This window comes from Flagellimonas marina (genome assembly GCF_042651185.1).
GTDB classification, from domain to species: Bacteria; Bacteroidota; Bacteroidia; order Flavobacteriales; family Flavobacteriaceae; genus Flagellimonas; species Flagellimonas marina.
Window position 1 is genome coordinate 12,838 of sequence record NZ_JBHSCL010000010.1, and the last position, 20,738, is coordinate 33,575.

General features: G+C 44.3%; 20 protein-coding genes. 18 read left to right on the plus strand and 2 right to left on the minus strand.

Annotation, left to right across the window (positions count from 1 at the left end; all coding sequences use genetic code 11):
* Positions 1 to 7: 7 nt before the first annotated feature.
* From ACFOWS_RS16670 to ACFOWS_RS16755, 18 genes are all read left to right on the plus strand, one after another.
* Positions 8 to 2,038, plus strand: a complete 2,031-nt coding sequence (locus tag ACFOWS_RS16670; RefSeq protein ID WP_379767087.1) for a phage neck protein fibritin — start codon at positions 8 to 10, stop codon at positions 2,036 to 2,038.
* Positions 2,039 to 2,072: 34 nt separating this feature from the next.
* Positions 2,073 to 2,996, plus strand: coding sequence for a hypothetical protein (locus ACFOWS_RS16675; RefSeq protein WP_379767089.1), 924 nt, complete (start codon positions 2,073 to 2,075; stop codon positions 2,994 to 2,996).
* 8 nt (positions 2,997 to 3,004) lie between these two features.
* On the plus strand, positions 3,005 to 3,751 hold the full coding sequence (locus tag ACFOWS_RS16680) for a hypothetical protein (RefSeq protein WP_349043825.1): 747 nt from the start codon (positions 3,005 to 3,007) through the stop codon (positions 3,749 to 3,751).
* A 9-nt stretch (positions 3,752 to 3,760) separates the two neighbouring features.
* Positions 3,761 to 4,534: a hypothetical protein gene (locus ACFOWS_RS16685; RefSeq protein WP_379767094.1), complete on the plus strand. Its 774-nt coding sequence runs from the start codon at positions 3,761 to 3,763 to the stop codon at positions 4,532 to 4,534.
* 2 nt (positions 4,535 to 4,536) lie between these two features.
* A complete protein-coding gene (locus ACFOWS_RS16690) occupies positions 4,537 to 5,358 on the plus strand; it encodes a tail sheath stabilizer and completion protein (protein WP_379767097.1) in 822 nt (273 codons plus the stop codon).
* A complete protein-coding gene (locus ACFOWS_RS16695) occupies positions 5,355 to 5,903 on the plus strand; it encodes a terminase small subunit (protein WP_379767100.1) in 549 nt (182 codons plus the stop codon). Before ACFOWS_RS16690 ends, ACFOWS_RS16695 begins: the two co-directional genes overlap by 4 nt.
* Entirely contained in the window at positions 5,878 to 7,701 is a 1,824-nt protein-coding gene (locus tag ACFOWS_RS16700; protein WP_379767103.1) for a terminase large subunit domain-containing protein, read from the plus strand. The genes ACFOWS_RS16695 and ACFOWS_RS16700 overlap by 26 nt, the downstream gene beginning before the upstream one ends.
* Positions 7,702 to 7,719: 18 nt before the next feature.
* Positions 7,720 to 9,711 (plus strand): phage tail sheath subtilisin-like domain-containing protein, encoded by a 1,992-nt coding sequence (locus ACFOWS_RS16705; RefSeq protein WP_379767106.1) that lies wholly within the window; start codon positions 7,720 to 7,722, stop codon positions 9,709 to 9,711.
* A gap of 46 nt (positions 9,712 to 9,757) precedes the next feature.
* The gene (locus ACFOWS_RS16710) at positions 9,758 to 10,243 is read left to right on the plus strand and encodes a phage tail protein (RefSeq protein ID WP_016054005.1); all 486 of its coding nucleotides are present in this window, start codon (positions 9,758 to 9,760) and stop codon (positions 10,241 to 10,243) included.
* A gap of 53 nt (positions 10,244 to 10,296) precedes the next feature.
* Positions 10,297 to 11,871 carry a portal protein gene (locus ACFOWS_RS16715; protein ID WP_349043862.1) on the plus strand — a complete coding sequence of 525 codons (1,575 nt, stop codon included), beginning with the start codon at positions 10,297 to 10,299 and terminating at the stop codon, positions 11,869 to 11,871.
* On the plus strand, positions 11,871 to 12,125 hold the full coding sequence (locus tag ACFOWS_RS16720) for a prohead core protein (RefSeq protein WP_016054007.1): 255 nt from the start codon (positions 11,871 to 11,873) through the stop codon (positions 12,123 to 12,125). Before ACFOWS_RS16715 ends, ACFOWS_RS16720 begins: the two co-directional genes overlap by 1 nt.
* A 12-nt stretch (positions 12,126 to 12,137) precedes the next feature.
* A complete protein-coding gene (locus ACFOWS_RS16725) occupies positions 12,138 to 12,545 on the plus strand; it encodes a hypothetical protein (RefSeq protein ID WP_349043864.1) in 408 nt (135 codons plus the stop codon).
* Positions 12,546 to 12,547: 2 nt separating this feature from the next.
* Positions 12,548 to 13,207, plus strand: a complete 660-nt coding sequence (locus ACFOWS_RS16730; protein WP_016054009.1) for a prohead core and protease — start codon at positions 12,548 to 12,550, stop codon at positions 13,205 to 13,207.
* 26 nt (positions 13,208 to 13,233) lie between these two features.
* Positions 13,234 to 14,028 (plus strand): hypothetical protein, encoded by a 795-nt coding sequence (locus tag ACFOWS_RS16735; protein ID WP_349043865.1) that lies wholly within the window; start codon positions 13,234 to 13,236, stop codon positions 14,026 to 14,028.
* Positions 14,029 to 14,047: 19 nt separating this feature from the next.
* Positions 14,048 to 15,622, plus strand: a complete 1,575-nt coding sequence (locus tag ACFOWS_RS16740) for a hypothetical protein (protein WP_379767113.1) — start codon at positions 14,048 to 14,050, stop codon at positions 15,620 to 15,622.
* 86 nt (positions 15,623 to 15,708) lie between these two features.
* The gene (locus tag ACFOWS_RS16745; RefSeq protein ID WP_379767116.1) at positions 15,709 to 16,344 is read left to right on the plus strand and encodes a GIY-YIG nuclease family protein; all 636 of its coding nucleotides are present in this window, start codon (positions 15,709 to 15,711) and stop codon (positions 16,342 to 16,344) included.
* Positions 16,326 to 17,681: a hypothetical protein gene (locus ACFOWS_RS16750; RefSeq protein ID WP_379767119.1), complete on the plus strand. Its 1,356-nt coding sequence runs from the start codon at positions 16,326 to 16,328 to the stop codon at positions 17,679 to 17,681. Before ACFOWS_RS16745 ends, ACFOWS_RS16750 begins: the two co-directional genes overlap by 19 nt.
* A gap of 265 nt (positions 17,682 to 17,946) precedes the next feature.
* The gene (locus ACFOWS_RS16755; RefSeq protein WP_016054014.1) at positions 17,947 to 18,369 is read left to right on the plus strand and encodes a recombination mediator protein UvsY; all 423 of its coding nucleotides are present in this window, start codon (positions 17,947 to 17,949) and stop codon (positions 18,367 to 18,369) included.
* 560 nt (positions 18,370 to 18,929) lie between these two features.
* Here ACFOWS_RS16755 and ACFOWS_RS16760 read toward each other — a convergent pair.
* Together ACFOWS_RS16760 and ACFOWS_RS16765 are read right to left on the minus strand one after the other, a co-directional pair.
* Positions 18,930 to 19,160: a UvsW-1 domain-containing protein gene (locus tag ACFOWS_RS16760; protein WP_379767123.1), complete on the minus strand. Its 231-nt coding sequence runs from the start codon at positions 19,158 to 19,160 to the stop codon at positions 18,930 to 18,932.
* A 9-nt stretch (positions 19,161 to 19,169) separates the two neighbouring features.
* Positions 19,170 to 20,669 (minus strand): DEAD/DEAH box helicase family protein, encoded by a 1,500-nt coding sequence (locus ACFOWS_RS16765; RefSeq protein WP_379767125.1) that lies wholly within the window; start codon positions 20,667 to 20,669, stop codon positions 19,170 to 19,172.
* Positions 20,670 to 20,738: the final 69 nt, after the last annotated feature.

The window sequence follows — 20,738 nt, forward strand, 5'->3', positions numbered from 1 at the left end:
GTTATCCATGATTTCAAAACTTAACCCGTTACCTAAGATCCCGTTTGTTGATGGAGTCCCTACGGACTCCACTCAAACTAAGATCCAATGGATTATTAACGGTGAAACTCTCAATGGTGCAAACACCAAAACCACTAACGAGGGTTCATTAAACAGAAGCGGTGTTATGGTTCAACAGAACGCCGTACAACTGGAACAAAACACAACTACACAGACATCGAAGATCAACGAAGTCATTGATCAGGTTAACCTCATTAGTGAAAACCTTGCCGCAATCTCTGATGAAAGTGTAATTGACAAGCTGGATCAGGTTGTTTCTGATGTATCTGTTCTTAAAGTCGATATGACTGGCGTTCAGAATACCGTAGCAGGTCAAGTGCTCAAAGTAAATGACATCGAAACAGAAATTGGTGTATGGGATTCGACAACCGATCCTAAACACCGCACGATCCGCAAAGATATCATTTTCCTGAAAGGTGAACTGGGTGCATATCCAGGGTTTAACGAAAACGGTGATGTAGATCCTTCGTCTACTGGTTCTGGCATGAAATACAAAATCATGACGAACGCACAGGCGATTTCGATCCACGAAGGGCGTATTACCCGTCTTGAAGATGACTGGGCGAACTCAGACGTAGGACACTTAACCGATGAAGTGACCGATCTGCGTAACGAAATGGGGCCGAAACATTTGGCAACCTTCGAATCCGTATACGTTCGCTTAGATGGTATCGGGACGCGTTTAACAGGCGTTGATAACGAACTGACAAGCATCAACCAGTATATCGGTCGTAGTGGTTCTGGTGGCACTGGTAGCATCGTTAACCGTATGAATGTAGCAGAACAGAACATCGTTACTTTGCAAACTCAGGTAAACGATCCCGTTGTTGGTGTTCTGCCTCGCGTGATTGTGCTCGAAAGTTCTGTTGGTAACTCTCAGGTTCCTGGTAGTATCCGTTATGATATCAGTACCATGAAGCGAGACATTGGCGATCTTAGTATGATTGTCGGTGAATCAAGTGATGATGGTCTGCGCGGAGAAATGGCGCAGGTATTAACGGACATCGGTACTGACGTACAACCAACGAGTATGAAAGGCCGTATTCTGAACCTTGAAAACACCCAGCGTGACGATCATCAATCACTCATTGATGTTACTGCAATTGTTGGTAATACATCGTCTGGTCTGGTAGCTGCTAATATTGCGATGGGTAAAGCCGTCTATGGTGATGCAGCAAGTTCAGATCCGTTCCTGAAAGACGGTATTCAGAAAACTGCTCGCGATAGTAAAGCTGCAATCGGCGTGAACACTACTGGTTCTGAAACTGGTTTATATAAACTGATTTCCGATCTGACTGCTCGCGTTGCTGCTCTTGAAAGTGGTTCTGGTGGCGATCTCGCGACCCGTGTTACTGAACTGGAAAACAGCAAAGTATCTCACGATGACCTTGATTCTGCTCTGGTTCCGTATATTACAGAAGTTGAAGCAGATGCGAAATATGTTGCAAAAACTGCTCCAATGGTGTTCGACCAGAACATTTCTGGAAACAGTGACTACACCGAAGGTGGTACTATTTCGTTCAGCGTAGTTGTTTCGGGTGGCGCTACCCCTTACACGTATCAGTGGAAGAAAGATAATGCCAACGTAGGAACCAACAGCGCAACATTCTCTAAAGCGGGGGCAACCTCTGCTGATGATGGTGTTTACAAAGTTGTCGTGACTGATGCGGAAAATACTGTAATTACTTCTAACGAAATTACTGTTACCGTTCATCCGGTTCTGTCATTAAGCACTGATATTTCTGATGTGACTGTAACTACTGGCGACCCGCTAACGCTTCATGTTGCGGCAACTGGTGGTAAATCTCCATACGCGTATCAGTGGAATAAAGACGGCTCTGATTTGAATGGTGAAACTTTGGATACTCTGACAGTAGCATCGGCGGCAAGCGAAAACGCTGGCGTGTACTTTGTTTCTGTTCTTGATGATCTGGGTAACACAATCGAATCAACTCACGCAACCGTAACGGTTCAATAATTAATAAGGGGCGCAAGCCCCTTTTGAGGATCATATGATTACAAATAATCCAGAACAGTTAAAGGATGAAATTCTTCGTCGTCTGGGCGCGCCAATCATCAAAATCGAAATCACACAAGACCAGATTTATGACTGCATTCAACGCGCTTTAGATCTTTATGCAGAATATCATTACAACGGCACAAACAAAAGTTATATTATTCTGACTCTGGGTGACGATAACCCGCGCAACGTGTTCGACTTGAGCAAAGAACATATTTTCGCGATCACAAAAGTATTGCGTACAAACATGGGTTCACTGACCACGATGGACGGTACAGCGGTTTATCCGTGGTTTACCGATTTCCTGATGGGGCTTACTGGTGGTTCTCTGGGCGGTCGATGTGCATCAAGCGTGTACGGTATGAACGCATACGGTGCGGATATGGGATACTTTACCCAGATGATGTCCTATCAACGCTCAATGCAAGACTTGCTGGCTCCACTGCCTGATTACTGGTTCAACGATGATACTGGTCAGTTCTGCGCATGGGGGCAGGTTAACAAAGGCGATATTCTCGTTCTTGAAGCGATGGTTCGTTCCTTCGTTGATGTTCCTAGCTCCGTAGGAAGCGTCGCAGGATACGCTACAGCGGGTTCTAACGCAGTGGAAGACCAATCCATAGCCGACATCTACGAAAACCCGTATAACAGCGTTGTGGGCGGTGTACGAGCGGGACAGGGTTCAACTGTTACAGGCGGAACGTCTGCATATAACAACCGTTGGGTAAAAGACTACTCTACCGCATTGGTGAAAGAGATCAACGGACAAATTCTGGCTAAGTTCCAGGGAATGCAATTGCCTGGCGGTGTTGCTCCTGATGGTACGCGACTGATCCAGGAAGCGGAAACCAAACTGCAAAGTCTGCGCGATGAACTGATTTCGATGTCTGACGCAGTACCGATCATTATGGTGTAGGGGGAATAATGCAAAACTGGGATGAAAGTTTATTCGCTCAGTTGTCTACGGGGGAAGGGGTTGATCGCAACTTAAAGGATCAGGTCACTAACCCGTATGTAAACTGGTACAAATATAATCCGACACAACAGCTACATGATTCATTGACTGCTGAATCAATCCAGATGAAATCGCCTGATATGTATTACGTCCGGCGTGACTTCGTGAATATTGATAAGATCCTGGGCGAAGACCGAGAATCCAAATTTACGAAGTCATGGAAAATTGCTGCATATATTGAATCGTATGCCAACTATGAAGGACAACGAGATTTCTTTAGTAAATTTGGTCTGAGTTCAAACGATGAAATGACGCTGGTAATTAACCCTCGTTTGTTCGCACATCAAACTGATGGTGGTATTCCTGTTCTGGGGGATCTGGTTTATTTCCCTATGGACAATAGCCTGTTTGAAATTACGTGGGTAGAAGCCGATCCGTTCTATCAGTTCGGTGATCGTCCTCAACGCAAAATCAACCTGGCGAAATTCATCTACACAGGTGAAGAACTGGCTCCTGAATTGCAGCGAAATGAAGGAATCCACATCGAACCGGATGCAGAACTGGATCTCGAACCGATTCGAAATCTTGACGGGCTGGCTGATATCAACATTGAACAGTACGAAGAAGACAAAGAATTTGAAAGAGAAGGTGATGAATTCATCGAATCTTTTGATGTTGTCAACGGACGCGGTTCACCGTTTGCAAGTCTGCCATAAATACGTTATATGGGTATAGGCGAAAGTCTATACCCTCTTCGAAGAGGATTTTATGATATGGTTGCAAAAATCTCTATAGAACAAAGAGAACATCAATTAAAAGAACGTTGTGCGGAATTAGAACTATCTTTTGATGGATGGGTAGACCAATCAGCGATCACAAAATATTCAAAGTTTTATGTTGTTTGCAGTAAAGGACATAGAACAGAAAAACAGATCAAACCATTTGTCAACAAAAGTCGTCCAAACGGATGTTATTTGTGTTCCCCTAAGATGAAAATATCAAAGGAAAACAGAATCAAGGAAATCAAAACTCTTGCAGATTCAATTGGATATACATTCATAGATTTCGTTGGGGTGTATAAAGATGCACACACAAAAATATCAATGGTTTGCGATAAAGGCCATAATTGGGATGTAAGTATAGTTGCTTTTCTCAATCAAGGTCATCGCTGTAAAAAATGCGCAACGTCTGGGTTCAATCCGAACAAACCAGCATACGTATACGTACAATCACTATCTGGAAAATTTCTGAAATTTGGGATAACCAACAGAACACCAAAGAAAAGAATGTGTGCGCAATCAAATAAATCCGTTTATAAACACGAACTGGTTTATCAAAAATTATTCGATAAAGGTATTGATGCAATGAGTATTGAACAGAAGATCAAACAATCTCTTGTTTGTGGCGTAGTTGATAAATCAGATATGATGGATGGATATACAGAAACAACAGATATATCCAATTACGATAAACTGTTGAATATTATAGAAGGAGTATAAAATTGTTTGGATACTGGTATAATAGTTCGCTGCGTAACTACATTGTTCTTATGGGACAATTGTTTAACCATGTTCAGGTTAAAAGAGTACGCGGCGATCAAGAAAAATACATAAAGGTTCCGATCACCTATGCATCGAAAGAGAAGTTTCTCGCTTCCATGAACAAACTTAACTACACGTTGAGTCAGGAAAACGTTGCTAAAACGGAAACGATTTTACCGCGCATGAACTTATCACTGGTGGATCTGCAATATAACGCAATCCGTAAAACCAGTATCGCGGTCAACCAAAAAATGACACAGTTAGCAACCCCACGAAAAACGATCACACAGTTTAACCCTGTGCCATATCGTCTGATTTTCGAACTGGGTGTGTATACGCGATATGAAGATGATATGTTCCAAATCGCAGAACAGATTTTGCCATATTTTCAACCGCATTTCAACTGTAAGATTACCGAACTGCATAAGAACGATATCACAGTTGACCGAGACATCAAAATCAGTCTCCAATCGGTTGCGCCGGATACCACATTCGAGGGCGATGCAAATCAACGCCGTCATGTTGAGTGGTCATTTATGTTTGAATTACAGGGTTATCTGTACCCGCCTGTAACTGATGTCAAGGGTGAAATCAGAACCGTTTACACGGATTTCTTCGCTAACATGAACCCGTTAGATAAAGATAACTTTGAATCCGTGGATAGTCAAGCCGATCCGGTAGATCTGCCTATGCAGGACTACACGGGCGAAGAATATATTCAGACGTACTCGCACGATAAGCCGATCCCGTCTGGTGATGAACCTCCTAAGCCGAGGGAATGAGAATGGATGAAAAATTAGATTTGCAGCAATTGCTGAATATTGATTCCCTCCCTGGCGGCGTTGAGTCTGGGGAGGATGTGGTTGTTTACGAGAAACTTGAACTGGTTGACGTTCAATCACATCCAGCAGACCGGAAACCGGATCTGGAAGAGGATTATACGCTCGCGCGTAAGACTGCGCACCATATGAATCAGATGATCATGGATATGGCGCAGATCGCATTACACAACGCGAAGAACTCCGAATCACCTCGCCACGTCGAGGTATTCACAAGCCTGATGAATCAGTTAAACGTTTCAAACATTGGCCTGATGAAGATTCACAAAGAAATGCGTGAGATTACGGAAGAGACTACAAAACCAGGTGCTGAAAAAAGCGGTGGTGGTAGTGAAATGAATATCGAGAATGCAACCGTATTTGTTGGTTCCCCTACGGAACTGATGCAGAAATACGGCAGTGCATATGAACCCAAAGAGGGCTTCATTAATGGTGAAGCTGTAGAGGTAAACCCTGATGGAAATGGAACCGACGATCGATCCGAGTAAGGAATCAGATCACCCTATCGGATTAATGCATCCCAAATATCTGAAAAAGAAAATTGATGAATTGGGGATGGAGTGGACACAAAGCGAACACGATAAAAAATGGTATCCGACAACGTTCAGTGACTACCTGAAAATTAACGGCATTCAAAAGGTCGATATTCAGTCTAAGGACAGTTCGAACTTTGCCACGTACAAAAATAAAGGCAACAAGAAAACCCGATATAACGGGAACCCAAACCTGAAACGAGCATTCGTCCAAACTAAATGGACACAACAAATGCTCATGGAATGGGTTAAATGTCGCGACGACATCGTTTATTTTGCCGAAACATATTGTGCGATCACCCACATTGACTATGGTACAATCAAGGTTCAGTTGCGTGACTATCAGCGCGAAATGCTGATCGAAATGCACAAAAACCGTATGGTTGCCTGTAACCTGTCGCGTCAGTTGGGTAAAACAACCGTTGTTGCAATCTTCCTGGCTCACTTCGTGTGTTTCAACGAAGATAAATATGTTGGTGTGCTGGCTCACAAAGCCTCGATGTCTGCGGAAGTTCTGGATCGTACCAAACAGGCGATCGAACTACTGCCCGACTTCTTGCAGCCTGGTATTGTTGAATGGAACAAAGGTTCTATTGAACTTGACAACAAATGTAAAATTGGTGCGTTTGCATCTTCTCCCGATGCGGTGCGTGGTAACTCCTTCGCGATGATCTACATCGACGAATGCGCGTTTATCCCGAACTTTGTTGATGCGTGGTTAGCGATTCAACCAGTAATCTCTTCTGGTCGTAAATCGAAAATCCTTATCACAACGACACCTAACGGGCTTAACCACTTCTATGATATCTGGAACGCTGCTATAGAAGGAAAATCCGGCTTCGTGCCTTACACGGCGATCTGGACATCGGTTAAAGAGCGATTGTATACAGACGGTGACAACGGTACATTTGATGACGGTTATTCGTGGTCTGCGAAGATGATCGCTGGCTCCAGCAAAGAGGCATTCTTACAGGAACACTGCGCGGAATTCATGGGAACCAGCGGAACCCTGATCGCTGGCTGGAAACTGTCAAAGCTCTCATGGATTGATATTGATGAAACGGAAACGAACTTTTATCAGTATAAACGTCCAGTAGAGGGGCATAAATACGTTGCGGTACTTGATCCAGCGGAAGGTCGCGGACAGGATTACCATGCAATGCACATCATCGACATTACGACGATGCCATTTGAACAGGTTGCGGTGTATCACTCAAACAAAACGTCGCATCTTATTTTGCCGGACATCCTGTTACGTTATCTGAATATGTATAACGAGGCATGGATTTACATTGAGCTAAATAGCACAGGGCATTCAGTTGCCAAATCTCTGTTTTCCGAACTGGAATATGAGAATGTTATTTGTGACAGTTACAACGATTTGGGTATGAAACAGACTAAGCGATCAAAAGCTATGGGATGTTCGACGCTGAAAGACCTGATCGAGAAAGATAAATTGATCATAAATAACAAAAAGACAATACTCGAATTTCGTACTTTCTCAGAAAAAGGCGTTTCGTGGGCTGCGGAAGAAGGATATCACGACGACCTCGTTATGTCGCTTGCTTGTTTCGGTTGGCTTACAACTCAAATGAAATTTGCCGAATTCTGCGAGAAGGACGATTTAAGACTAGCCAATGAAGTTTTTGCACGGGAACGCGAACAGCTATACGAAGACGCACTGTGTCCGGTTATCGTTACTAGCGGTGATGAAACGATTTCGGTTGGTTCTCACGGTATTTCGTTTATATAAATTAGAGGAAATTCTATAATGGCTTTACAATCTCCAGGTATTGAAACCAAAGAAACATCGGTACAATCTACCGTTGTTCGAAATTCAACTGGTCGCGCTGCCATTGTTGGTAAATTTTCATGGGGGCCAGCTTATCAGATCCGTCAGATTTCTAACGAAGTCGAACTGGTAAACTATTTTGGTACTCCAGACAACTTGACCGCTGACTATTTCATGAGTGCTGTTAACTTCTTACAGTACGGTAATGATCTCCGTGTGGTTCGCGTTGTCGATAAAGATGCCGCAAAAAACGCAAGCGCAATTTTTAACCAGATCAAAACAACGATTGCTTCTCAGGGTTCTAACTACTCTGTGAATGACCAGATCAAAGTTAAATTTAACAACAACGTAATCGAAGAAAACGGTAAAATTTCTAAGGTTGACAGCAACGGTAAAATCCTTGCGGTAATCATCCCAAGCGAAAAAATCGTGGCCCGTGCGAAACAGAATGGTACTTACCCAGATATTTCTACTGGCTGGACTACCGAGATCGTTTCCGCGTCTTCCGGTGTTTCCGCTTCGATCACAATCGATGGTATCGAAAGCGATTCTGGGATCACTCTGCTGAACCTGGATATTGCGAAAGAAACCATTCAGGCAACCGCATTCCAGGCGCTTACCCAGAAATATCAGATCCCGTCTGTCGTGGCTCTGTATGCTGGTGAACTGGGTTCAACCGTACAGGTTGAGATCATTTCCAAAGCGGCATATGAAAGCGGTGCAATGATTACTGCATATCCATCCGGTTCTTCTGTGAAGAACAGCGGTCGCTCTGTTATGACCTATGGGCCACAAACAGACAATCAATACGCTTTTGTTGTGCGTCGTGGTGGTATTGTACAGGAATCCTTCATCGTGTCAACCGAAAAGACCGATAAAGATATCTATGGCGTTAACATCTTCATGGATGACTTTTTCGCGAACGGTGGTTCTCAGTACGTTTATGCAACCTCCCTGAACTGGCCTAAAGGCTTCTCCGGTATCCTGGAATTCGGCGGTGGTTTGTCCTCGAACGACACTGTAGGCGCTGATGAACTGATGACTGGTTGGGATATGTTTGCTGATCGCGAAGCGCTGCATGTGCCTCTGCTGATTGCTGGTGCTTGCGCTGGTGAAACCGTAGAAGTAATGTCAACCGTTCAGAAACACGTTGTTTCAATCGGTGATGAACGTCAGGATTGTACCGTGTTTGTTTCGCCTCCGCGCTCTCTTCTGGTTAACATTCCTCTGGCAACAGCGGTTGATAACATGATTGAATGGCGTACTGGTTATAAAATCAGTGGTGGTGCTGCGGTAGACAATAACCTGAACGTAAGTACAAGTTATGGCTTCCTGGATGGTAACTATAAATATCAGTATGATAAATACAATGACGTGAACCGTTGGGTTCCGCTGGCAGGTGATATCGCTGGCCTGTGTGTTTACACTGATAGCGTTGCTCAACCGTGGATGTCTCCAGCAGGTTACAACCGTGGTCAGATCCGCAACTGTATCAAACTGGCTATCGAACCGCGCACAGCACATCGTGACGCAATGTATCAGGTTCAGATTAACCCGGTAACTGGTTTCGCGGGTGGTTCCGGCTTCGTTCTGTTCGGTGATAAAACACTGACTAACGTACCGAGTCCATTTGACCGTATCAACGTTCGTCGCTTGTTCAACATGATCAAGAAAGACATCGGTGATAACGCGAAATACAAACTGTTCGAAAACAACGATGATTTCACCCGTTCTTCGTTCCGTATGGATACAGGTCAGTACATGACTAATATTCGTGCGCTGGGTGGCTGCTACGATTACCGTGTAATCTGCGACACCACGAACAACACGTCAGACGTAATCGATCGTAACGAGTTTGTAGCAACGATCTACGTGAAACCGCCTCGTTCTATCAACTACATCACTCTGAACTTCGTAGCAACGTCTACAGGCGCAGATTTCGATGAACTGGTAGGGCCGCAAGCCGTATAACGTCAAAGGGGCTGAAAAGCCCCTATAAATAAATCCGAGGTTAAAAATGCTTACTGACATTTTACGCGCCTTTGAATCTGGTGATTTCGCACGTCCGAACTTGTTCGAAGTAGAGATCCCATATCTGGGCAAAAACTTTAAATTCAAATGTAAAGCGGCAACCATGCCAGCGGCTACAGTTGAAAAAGTTCCTGTAGGATACCAAAACCGCAAAATCAACGTTGCTGGTGACCGTACCTATGATGACTGGACAATCACAATCTATAACGATGACGCGCATAATACGCGTGACGCTCTGGTAGCATGGTCAAACATGATGCACGGAATGGGTGATCAGATTAGCGGTGATATTCCAGCGAACTACAAAAAAACCGCTACGGTTAAACAGAAAAACCGTAACGATGAAATTACCGCCGATCACACCATCCACGGGCTGTTCCCTACTAACGTAGGCGAAGTCACCCTGGACTGGGACAGCAACAACGAAGTGTCAACCTTTGAGGTTACGTTCGCGCTGGACTGGTGGGAATAAAGGTTATAAATACAGGGGTAGCAATACCCCTATCATTATTTTTCGGAGTTACTATGAACTTTTTGGGCTTTGGCAATGTACTTAGCTTTTTCAAGAATTTCGCCCGTGAGGACGAATTAGATCTTGAACAGCAATTAAAAAATGATACAGGTTCGGTCGCGCCTCCTAAAAATAATGATGGTGCTTATGAAATCGAAACTGATCTGACTAATCAGAAATACGCAAGCGTATTCCAGCAGTTTTATTCTGGACAAGATCCGGCGATTCAGAACAAAGAACAATTAATCAATACATATCGCGGCATCATGTCTTACCCAGAAGTAGAAAACGCTGTTTCTGAAATTATTGACGATGCGATCGTGAATGAACAGGGCAAAGATATCATTACTTTGGATCTTGCCAAAACAGATTTTAGTAAGGCAATCCAGGACAAAATCGTAGAAGAATTTGATAACGTTCTAAATATCTATGATTTTGATAACATGGGTGCGCGTCTGTTCCGTGATTGGTATGTGGATTCCCGTATCTACTTCCATAAAATCATGCATAAAGACGAAAGCAAAGGTATCCGCGAACTGCGTCAACTTGATCCGCGTTCGATGGAACTGATCCGCGAATCTATCACTGAAACCCTTGATGGTGGCGTGAAAGTATTCCGTGGTTATCGCGAATTTTTCGTGTATAGCGCTCCTAAAAATGGCTATACATACAACGGGCAGATCTACCAGCATAACCAGAAGGTTAAAATCCCGCGCTCCGCTATCGTGTATGCGCATTCTGGTCTGGAAGATTGCAGTAACAACATTATCGGATATCTGCACCGCGCAGTCAAGCCAGCAAACCAATTGCGTTTACTGGAAGATGCGATGGTCATCTACCGTATCACCCGCGCACCTGAACGCCGTGTGTTCTACATCGATGTAGGTCAGATGGGCGGCAACAAAGCGACACAGTACGTAAATAACATTGCACAGGGGCTTAAAAACCGCGTTGTGTACGATGCTAAAACGGGTACTGTTAAGAACCAGCAAAACAACCTGTCAATGACAGAAGATTACTGGTTAATGCGTCGTGACGGTAAAGCTATCACCGAAGTAGACACGCTTCCAGGCGGTGCTAACTTCTCTGATATGGATGATATCAAATGGTTTAACCGTAAGCTCTATGAAGCACTGCGTGTGCCATTAAGCCGTATGCCTCGCGATGATGGGGGTATGCAAATTGGTGGTGGTGGCGAAATCACCCGTGATGAACTGAAATTCAGTAAGTTTATCCGCACACTGCAAATTCAGTTCAGCCCTGTGCTTTCCGATCCGTTAAAAACTAACCTGATCGCGAAAAAAATCATCACAGAGGAAGAATGGGAAGAGAACGTTAGCAAAATCTCCTTCATTTTCCAGCAGGATTCATATTACGCGGAAGTGAAAGATATTGAGATCATGGAACGTCGCCTAACGTTAATGTCACAGGTTGAAGGTGTAGTAGGGAAATATGTCTCCCATAAATACATCATGAAAGAGATTCTTCGAATGTCTGATGAAGACATTGACGAACAAGCGAAGCTGATCGAAGAAGAATCCAAAGAAGAACGGTTCAAAAATCCCGAAGAGGAAGAGGAAAACTTTTGATGAAAGAATTTATCGAAGCAATCAAAAGCGGTGATCTGGTGGAAGCGAAGAAGCAATTCTATTCCATCATGGAAGACCGTACCGAAGCCCTTCGCCAAGAAATGCGCGTTGAACTCGCGGAAGCTGTACGCATCGAAGGTGAAACCGACGATGACGACAACGATGACGATGACGACGACAAAGGCGGCGATGATAAAGGCGACGACAAAGACAAAAAGCCGTCTGATAAAAAAGACGACGATAAAGACGAATAAGAGGTGTAAATAATGCAACTCGAACTCGAAGAAATCAGCGTCGAAGATCTCGAACCCCATTTAACCGAAGCGAAAGCCCGTGTTGATGTTCTGGGGATCGATGACGGCACTGTGAAGATCATCGAAAATTTGGCGGTCAATGAACCTCATTTAGCCCTGGCTATGATGTCCATTGTCGAGGGTTTGAGTTTAGATGAAGTCATTGTTAAACACGTAGATTCGCGCGGTAATGTGGAACGTAAAAAAGACCGTAAAACCCGTGAACGTAATGCGTATCAAACAACTGGTTTAACTAAATCTCAACGTCGCCAAATTGCGCGTCGTGCGCTAAAAACAAAACGTGCAAACCCTTCTATTACAACCCGCGCACAGCGTAAGCGTAAAAAAGCGCTCCGTAAACGCGCCGCATTAGGGCTATAAATATGAATGAATCCCAACTCAATGAAAACGGCGATATGCTGCTAATCGAGGAATGGGGTTTACCTTGTGCGGATATTTCCGATTCGATTTTAGAATCGGTCGGTGAGTCGAAAAAAGACGGTAAACTTCGGATTGAAGGTATTTTCCTCCAGGCCGAAAAAGTTAACCGCAATAAGCGACTGTATCCGAAAAAAGTATTAGAAGAAGCAGTAAACGATTATATCAGAACTCAGGTTAATACCCGTCAAGCTCTGGGTGAAATGAATCACCCGCCGCGACCGAATGTCGATCCGCGTAATGCTTGCATCCTAATTGAAAAATTATGGTGGAAAGGTAATGACGTTTGGGGTCGCGCTGTTGTTGTCGAAGGTGATAACGGTGATGGGGATAAACTCGCGGCGTTAATTCGCGCAGGTTGGGTTCCAGGTGTTTCTTCTCGCGGACTGGGTAAACTTTCCGATTCTGGAAAAGGTTACGGTATCGTACAAGAAGGGTTTAAATTGGCGGTAGGCGTTGATGTTGTTTGGGGGCCAAGCGCTCCAGATGCTTACGTTAAGCCGATTACCGAATCTCAGTCAAGCAAAACGCTTGTTGAGAATAATAGTGCTGATGATGACGCTTTCAGAAAACTCTCTGAACGTTTGAAAAGTCTATATAAATAATATCATATCAAACAGGAAACTTAGAAATGCTTAAAGAACAACTGTTGGCAGAAGCCCAGAACCTGGATACCCCAGTTGAGTTAGACAGCATTTTCGAATCAGTTGAACTTTCTGATGATGCGAAAGCAAACTTCACCACTGTATTCGAACAAGCTGTAAAAGCAGGTGCTGCGAAACTCGCTGAAACCCACATCGCCCAGATCGCGGAACGCTCCGATGAACTGGTTGAAGCCCAGGTTGCCGAAAAAGCTGGCGAAATCGAAAATAAACTGTACGAAGATGCGAATAAATACTTCGACCACATCGCGCAGGAATGGCTCTCTGAAAACAAAGAAGCTGTGTCCCGTGATATCAAGGCCGATCTGTTCGAATCTCTGGTAATGGGAATGAAAGAACTGTTCGTTGAACACAACGTAGTTATCCCAGAAGCGCAGGTTGATGTTGTTGCAGAACTCGAAGATGAACTGACCGAGAATCAGCAGGAAGTTAAACGCCTGTTCGAAGCTAATCAGGCTCAGGCTAAAGAGATCGCCAACATGAAACGCGATACCATCGTTTCAGAAAAAACAAAAGATCTGACTGAATCGCAAATTGAAAAGGTTCAGAACCTGATCGAAGGTTTGGAATATTCCGACAAGTTCGAATCCAAACTGACCGCAATCGTTGAAATGGTAGCGACTAAAGCGGAAAAACAGGTTGAAGAGAGTACCACTACTCAGACAACCACTAAAGATGACTTTGTTCCGGTGAATGAAAATACACCTCCAGCAGAGAAATCGAAGATCAATAAATATGTACAAGCGGCTAAAGCCCTTTCCTAATCTTATAAGGTAAGAAACAATGTCTAAGAAAAACGAATTGATGGAAAAATGGAACGATCTTCTGGAATCTCAGGAAGGTTTACCGGATATCGCTACCAAATCCAAAAAACAACTGGTTGCAGCAATTCTGGAAACTCAGGAAAAGGATGCTGATACTGATCCAGTATATCGCGACGAAAAAATCATTGAATCCTTCGGCGGTTTCCTGGCGGAAGCAGAGATCGCGGGTGACCACGGTTACGACGCAACCAACATTGCCTCTGGTAAATCCAGCGGTGCAATCACCAACATCGGCCCTGCTGTAATCGGTATGGTTCGCCGTGCGATTCCTAACCTGATCGCATTCGACATTTGCGGTGTTCAGCCTATGACTGGCCCTACTGGTCAGGTGTTCGCACTCCGTGCTGTATACGGTAAAGATCCTCTGGCTGGCGGTACTCCTGCAAACGTTCGTGAAGCATTCCATCCGATGTTCGCTCCAGACACCATGTATTCTGGTGAAGGTGCAAACACCGCGTTTGCTGCTATCGCTTCCGGTACTGCTATCGCTTCCGGCGCTATCGTTAAGCACGTATTCCAGGAAACTGGTATCGCGTACTTCCAGAACGTAACCTCCGGCAACGTAACCGTAACTGGTGCTGATGCTGCTGCTCTGGATGCTGCTGTAATCGCAGAAAACGAGAAAGGCACTCTGGCTGAAATTTCCGAAGGTATGGCTACCAGCGTAGCAGAACTCCAGGAAAACTTCAACGGTTCCAGCGCTAACCCGTGGAACGAAATGGCTTTCCGTATCGACAAACAGGTTATCGAAGCTCGTAGCCGTCAACTGAAAGCACAGTATTCCGTTGAACTGGCACAGGATCTTCGCGCTGTACACGGTATGGACGCTGACGCCGAACTGTCTGCAATCCTGGCAACTGAAATCATGCTGGAAATCAACCGCGAAATCGTTGACCTGATCAACTACACCGCGCAGATTGGTAAAACTGGTTTCACCCAGACCGTAGGCTCTAAAGCTGGTGCGTTTGACTTCCAAGATCCAGTAGATATTCGCGGCGCTCGTTGGGCTGGTGAAAGCTATAAAGCTCTGCTGATTCAGATCGACAAAGAAGCGAACGAAATCGCGCGTCAAACTGGTCGTGGTGCTGGTAACTTCATCATCGCTTCCCGTAACGTGGTTTCCGCTCTGGCTCGTATCGACAGCGGCATCACTCCGGCAGGTCAGGGTCTCCAGAAAACTCTGAACGTAGACACCACTAAAGCGGTATTCGCTGGTGTACTGGGTGGCACTTACAAAGTGTACATCGACCAGTACGCTCGCCAGGATTACTTCACCGTGGGCTACAAGGGTGATAACGAAATGGATGCTGGTATCTACTACGCTCCATACGTTGCGCTGACTCCGCTGCGTGGTTCTGATCCTAAGAACTTCCAGCCAGTAATGGGCTTCAAAACTCGTTACGGTATCGGTATCAACCCGTTTGCGAACTCTCGCTCTCAGGCTCCGGCAGATCGTATCACCTCTGGTATGATCAGCAAAGAAATGTGCGGTAAAAACGCATACTTCCGCCGCGTGTGGGTTAAGGGCTTATAAGTTGTTGAAAAACAACGACTTTTTAAAGGGAACCTTCGGGTTCCCTTTTTGTTTATATAAATAATGAAAACTATTGAGGCTATATTATGAAACATATAATTTATAAAATAACAAACAAGATAAACGATAGAATCTATATCGGCGCACATTCGACAGATGATATTAACGATTCATACATGGGTTCTGGTAAAGCAATCAAAGCGGCTCAACGGAAATATGGAATTGAGAACTTCGTAAAAGAGATCTTGTTCGTGTTTGATACAAGCGAAGAGATGTATGAAAAGGAAAGGGAGATTGTAAACCTAGATTTCGTCAATCGTCCAGATGTGTACAATATGGGCGTGGGTGGTTCTGGTGGCCCTATGCTGGGAATGTTTCATTCAGAAGAAAAGAAACATGAAATCTCCAAAAGAACTCGTGAAAGAATGACACCAGAAGTAAAAGAACGCCTTTCAAAAATAAAAACAGGAAAGAAACAATCGGAAGAATCCAACAGGAAGCGTTCAGAGACTATCAAAGCTATGTACAAGGGTTCTGCATTCGACAGAACCGGATCTAAGCTCACAGACGCGCACAAGGCCAAAATAAGCCGTTCTGTGTCGATAGATGGAGTTGTTTACGCAAGCGGTTCCGATGCTTCTAAAGCGTTGGGGCTTTCTCGATCTGGCCTTGATTACCGTTTAAAGAGTGACAAATTTCCTGAATGGAAATTCGTTGCATAAATAAACAATATACTCCCTATAATTCAGGAACCAAAGAAATGAGTGATAAACACTACACAATTCACAAGTTGATGCGTCAGTCTGCGCTTCCGTCTGGTAAACGAGAAAAAGTTATCAACGAAGCAACAGGCACGACCGACATCAACGTACAGAACACGCGCCCAGAACTGGTTTCTTTGACTCGCGCGGTTAACAACCTGATCTATCATGAACTGGTTGCTGTACAAGAAACAGAACTCCCTGTTGCAACACTGTTCGGTGTTCGCTATCGCAACCCTAACGGTGATATGACTTTCTCCAGTGCTGCAACCTATTCAGGCCGAATCTCTGGACGTACAGATATCGACGAAATCGATCTGACTAAAGCCTACGTTAAAGGTGATTTGTTCAAGCATGACGGCACTGACGTTGTTTATGAGGTTATCGAACCGATTACCCTGAACACTCTGGATACTGACAAAGACACCGCGATCATGAAAGCTGTGTTCCAAAGCAAAATTCGACTGGTGAGTGAAGCCGCTGACACTTCTAAGTATGAAACCAGCGAAGATATCGCGTCAACCTCCTTCCAGATGGATCGCTGGAATATTCCGGTACGTTCGCGTAAGTTTAAAACCGAAATGACGGTTGAACTGATGCAGGATTTGGAAGCGAACCAGTTCGAAGCTGATGGGGTGATCGAAGACATCCTGGGAACCGTGGCAAGTGAAGAAGTCAACAAAGACATTATTCAAACACTGATCACCGTTTCCAAACGTTACAACGTCGATGGACTCGTTACGGATGGTATTTTTGACGGCACAACCGCATACACCGCGAAGGATGCCCCAGCATTGGGTCGTATCCTGTATCAATTAGCGTGTGAAATGGGGCAGGAAATGAATAGAACGACTTCATTTGATGCTACCTATGTCCTCGCAACAGCGCGTGTTGTAGGCATTCTGGCTGCGTCTGGTTGGATGCACGAAACCGACGAACAACACCCACTGGCAACAGGTAAGCTGAACAACGGTTATTATGTCTATACAGACACAACCAGTCCGTTCGATTATATGCTGACTGGTTGCAAATATGATCTGGGTGATATGGATCACGTAGGCTCTCTGTTCTTTGCTCCGTATACCGAAGCTGACGAAGCAGGTTCAATCAAAGTATCCGTAGATCCGGCATCCCTGCAACCAAAAGTTGCTATCCTGATGCGTTACGGTCTTTCCGTGAACCCATACACAGCAGAAAGCGAATCCGATCACCTGATCAAAGGTGATGATTGGTCTGCTCTTGCAGGTAAATCTAAGCTGAGTCAGATCGTAGGTATTAAGTTACCTAAACTGGGTTAACAAGTTTTGTTTTGAGAAGACCATTATAGTAATAAAGATCTATAAGGTCAAACGAGCGAAGCGAGTTTTCACGAACGAAGTGAGTGATGGGTAAGTACGATGTACTGTTTATAATATTTATATTTTATATATAGAGAAAACAGTACATTTCCGTATACTTTTTAACCAACATTCACTCACTACGTTCGTTCATGTACTCGCTTCGCTCGTAGATTTGACTTCTTGATCTAACTGGTTATAATGTTACTTTGTTTTGAGGTGATACATGGCTGAACTAAAACTTGAAGATCTACAGGCTGAACTTGAAGAGGATATGCGTATTGATCCGTTGAAGTTACAAAGCGAATCAGCAGACATTCCGAAGATTTGGTCAAAATGGCTTCGATACCATTCGAATGCTAAGAAAAAACTTATTCAACTCCAGGCGAAGAAAGAAGCGATTGTAAAAGATCGGTTACTGTTCTACACTGGTAGACACGAAAGCGAAATGACCGATGTCATTTACACTGGTTCGGGTGAAATCAAAATTGCTATCTCCGGTGATCCTAAGACCGTTGAAGTTAACAAGCTGATCCAATACTTCGAACTGATTGCAGAGTTTACCGGAAAAGCGCTGGATATCGTTAAGAACAAAGGCTACTCCATCAAAAACATGTTGGAGATCCGTAAACTTGAGAGTGGTGCATAAAATGGCAGAAGAATTTGATTGCAAATGCGTTGTGTGCAAACAACCGATGAACTCCCGTAATACGGCGTTTGTCAATGAAGCTGGCCCGATCTGCGGTGTCGTATGTTTGCAATATCTCAACGAAAGGAATGATCGCGGTATCAATGAAGCCGACGATCTGAACGAAGTTCAAATGTTGCTGTAGGTGGGGATATGAAAGACTATTCAAAAATCGACTTTAACGAAGTATTTCGTTTGCTGGGATTGATGGAAGAATGTGTGACCAGGGTTCATGCACTTCGAATTTCGTTTGAAAGCGGTTGTATCGAAGACGAACGCCCAGATTTATAGCAGTAAATAGATGTGTACCCCTTGTGGGGCTTGGGCTTACCGTGTGGCGTACCCATTTGCGCCGTCCGATAGAATTTACTTTCGGTGGGGTGATTGGTAAGATACCTTCGAGTAAAGGCCAGTTAATTATAATTCAGAATAGTACAGCACTGAAATAAAATAAATGTACGTGTCGGAACAAACGGTTTCCGAAATTAAAAAGCCCCTTCCTTTCGGTTGGGGCTTTCTTTTTAAAACTTCTCTTCTTCTCCGGTTTCAAGTTCGGCTTTCAGTTCTTCTCGCCGTCCCTTGATCGCGTCACGCATTGAAATGTCATCGGATGCTGCAACCTCGACTTCTTTCACGCGGGTGTTGTAATACTTTTCAAGTTCTTTCAAACCGTCCAGTGTCCGGCACGAAGCAACCTTATTCATGAAATCATCAATCGCTGCTTCGTTTACGAATGTAGTAAAACTTTTCATTTTGACCTCTTAAATTTCTACCTGTTTGATCGCGTAGTCGAATCGTTCTTCATTGTAGATCCGCACACGTTCCATAGCATGTTTCATACCGTAGTTTGTCGCACTGTATTTATTTTTGGCTGTCTTAGACTTTGACAGCGTAGCCAGGTTATCAACGATATCCCATACAGTAGCGAGCGCTTTCGATCCGTGCTTACGAAGTACACGACCGATAGACTGTTTCACCACAACAGCAGATTTGCAAGGGTGCGCAAAAATGATGTGGTGTAGGTTCTTGATTGAGATACCCGTACTCAATACTCCGATCGAACCGATGACGATTAAACCTTTCGTCGATTCCGCGATTTTCTTCATTTCGTTACGATCGTCAATGTCTGTATCACCATTGACCAACACCACGTTATCGTAAACCTTGCTCAACTGCTCGTACAGCCATTTTCCGTGCTCTTTGTACCGGAACATCACAAAGGCGTTTTCGTTCTTCTCACGGGCTAATTTGAGCGCTAATTTTAGAATCCACGCGTTGCGCCGTGTGTGGCTGGTTACGTACTTGATTTCCGTCTGGTAGTCCGCACCCTTCAATTTTTTGACCTCTTCTTCTTTGTATCGAAGGAAGATCGTGTTAATTTTCAGGTTGGTGACTTGTCCATCATCCATCAAACGACGCGTATCAACTGGTTTAAAGACTTTGCCGAACGCACCGATGTATTGCATCATGTTCGTTTTCCCTTCTTTCAGGGAACCGGATAAACCCAGTTTGAAGATACATTGATCCATCGTGTCGATAATCTTTTTGATGCTCATGCCTGTTGAGAGGTGGCATTCATCAACCATCAAACACATGAACTGTTGGAACCATTCGGCAGGCATTTTAACCGCTGATTGCCAGGTAGAAACGTAAATCAGTGCATTACTGTTTTTCGCTGTACCGGAACGGATACCCAGCATTGCCGATTTCGGGAACAAACGATAGTTTGCAATGTCCTCGATCATTTGGTCAACAAGTGCGGTAGTCGGAACGATGATCAACACCTTCCCGCTGTAATTTTCCAGACACCAACGAGAGATAAGCCCCTGAATCAGAGATTTACCTGCTGATGTTGGCAGGTTCAGAACACCGCGACGGTTTTTGATACCGTGGAACACGGATTCGCGTTGATACCAGTACGGATCGATCTGTTTGTCGCCGTCATAAACCGGATGTTCGCTAACCCACTTATCAAAATCTTCTTGCGTGATATCCTCAGTTTCGTGGATCTTTGGATCAACCCAGATTGAATACCCGCGTGATTCTGCGAATTTGGATACCAGATAGGCTAACCCATACGGGAGTTTCCCGTTGTAGTCCATCAAGTAAATGTAACCGTTCCATCCACCATATTTGTATTTGGCCTGATACTGATAGCCTGGGGGCTGGAAGCTGAAATAGTCACGCAGTTCATAGACAATGTTTGCTTCTGCCTGAATCTGTACGTGGCTTGTGTTTAAAAATTTGACTTCAATATCCACTATGATTACCCTATGTACAAAGTATATATGTATTTATGCTCTAAATATTGAATAAACACTGGAGATTCC

What these genes read in the sequence shown, in the direction of transcription:
- ACFOWS_RS16670 (WP_379767087.1), top strand. Translation starts at nt 8, where the DNA reads ATGATTTCAAAACTTAACCCGTTACCTAAGATCCCGTTTGTTGATGGA.
- ACFOWS_RS16750 (WP_379767119.1), top strand. Translation starts at nt 16,326, where the DNA reads ATGGAAATTCGTTGCATAAATAAACAATATACTCCCTATAATTCAGGA.
- ACFOWS_RS16695 (WP_379767100.1), top strand. Translation starts at nt 5,355, where the DNA reads ATGAGAATGGATGAAAAATTAGATTTGCAGCAATTGCTGAATATTGAT.
- ACFOWS_RS16710 (WP_016054005.1), top strand. Translation starts at nt 9,758, where the DNA reads ATGCTTACTGACATTTTACGCGCCTTTGAATCTGGTGATTTCGCACGT.
- ACFOWS_RS16705 (WP_379767106.1), top strand. Translation starts at nt 7,720, where the DNA reads ATGGCTTTACAATCTCCAGGTATTGAAACCAAAGAAACATCGGTACAA.
- ACFOWS_RS16715 (WP_349043862.1), top strand. Translation starts at nt 10,297, where the DNA reads ATGAACTTTTTGGGCTTTGGCAATGTACTTAGCTTTTTCAAGAATTTC.
- ACFOWS_RS16680 (WP_349043825.1), top strand. Translation starts at nt 3,005, where the DNA reads ATGCAAAACTGGGATGAAAGTTTATTCGCTCAGTTGTCTACGGGGGAA.
- ACFOWS_RS16760 (WP_379767123.1), bottom strand. Translation starts at nt 19,160, where the DNA reads ATGAAAAGTTTTACTACATTCGTAAACGAAGCAGCGATTGATGATTTC.
- ACFOWS_RS16725 (WP_349043864.1), top strand. Translation starts at nt 12,138, where the DNA reads ATGCAACTCGAACTCGAAGAAATCAGCGTCGAAGATCTCGAACCCCAT.
- ACFOWS_RS16735 (WP_349043865.1), top strand. Translation starts at nt 13,234, where the DNA reads ATGCTTAAAGAACAACTGTTGGCAGAAGCCCAGAACCTGGATACCCCA.
- ACFOWS_RS16740 (WP_379767113.1), top strand. Translation starts at nt 14,048, where the DNA reads ATGTCTAAGAAAAACGAATTGATGGAAAAATGGAACGATCTTCTGGAA.
- ACFOWS_RS16700 (WP_379767103.1), top strand. Translation starts at nt 5,878, where the DNA reads ATGGAACCGACGATCGATCCGAGTAAGGAATCAGATCACCCTATCGGA.
- ACFOWS_RS16745 (WP_379767116.1), top strand. Translation starts at nt 15,709, where the DNA reads ATGAAACATATAATTTATAAAATAACAAACAAGATAAACGATAGAATC.
- ACFOWS_RS16755 (WP_016054014.1), top strand. Translation starts at nt 17,947, where the DNA reads ATGGCTGAACTAAAACTTGAAGATCTACAGGCTGAACTTGAAGAGGAT.
- ACFOWS_RS16720 (WP_016054007.1), top strand. Translation starts at nt 11,871, where the DNA reads ATGAAAGAATTTATCGAAGCAATCAAAAGCGGTGATCTGGTGGAAGCG.
- ACFOWS_RS16675 (WP_379767089.1), top strand. Translation starts at nt 2,073, where the DNA reads ATGATTACAAATAATCCAGAACAGTTAAAGGATGAAATTCTTCGTCGT.
- ACFOWS_RS16730 (WP_016054009.1), top strand. Translation starts at nt 12,548, where the DNA reads ATGAATGAATCCCAACTCAATGAAAACGGCGATATGCTGCTAATCGAG.
- ACFOWS_RS16685 (WP_379767094.1), top strand. Translation starts at nt 3,761, where the DNA reads ATGGGTATAGGCGAAAGTCTATACCCTCTTCGAAGAGGATTTTATGAT.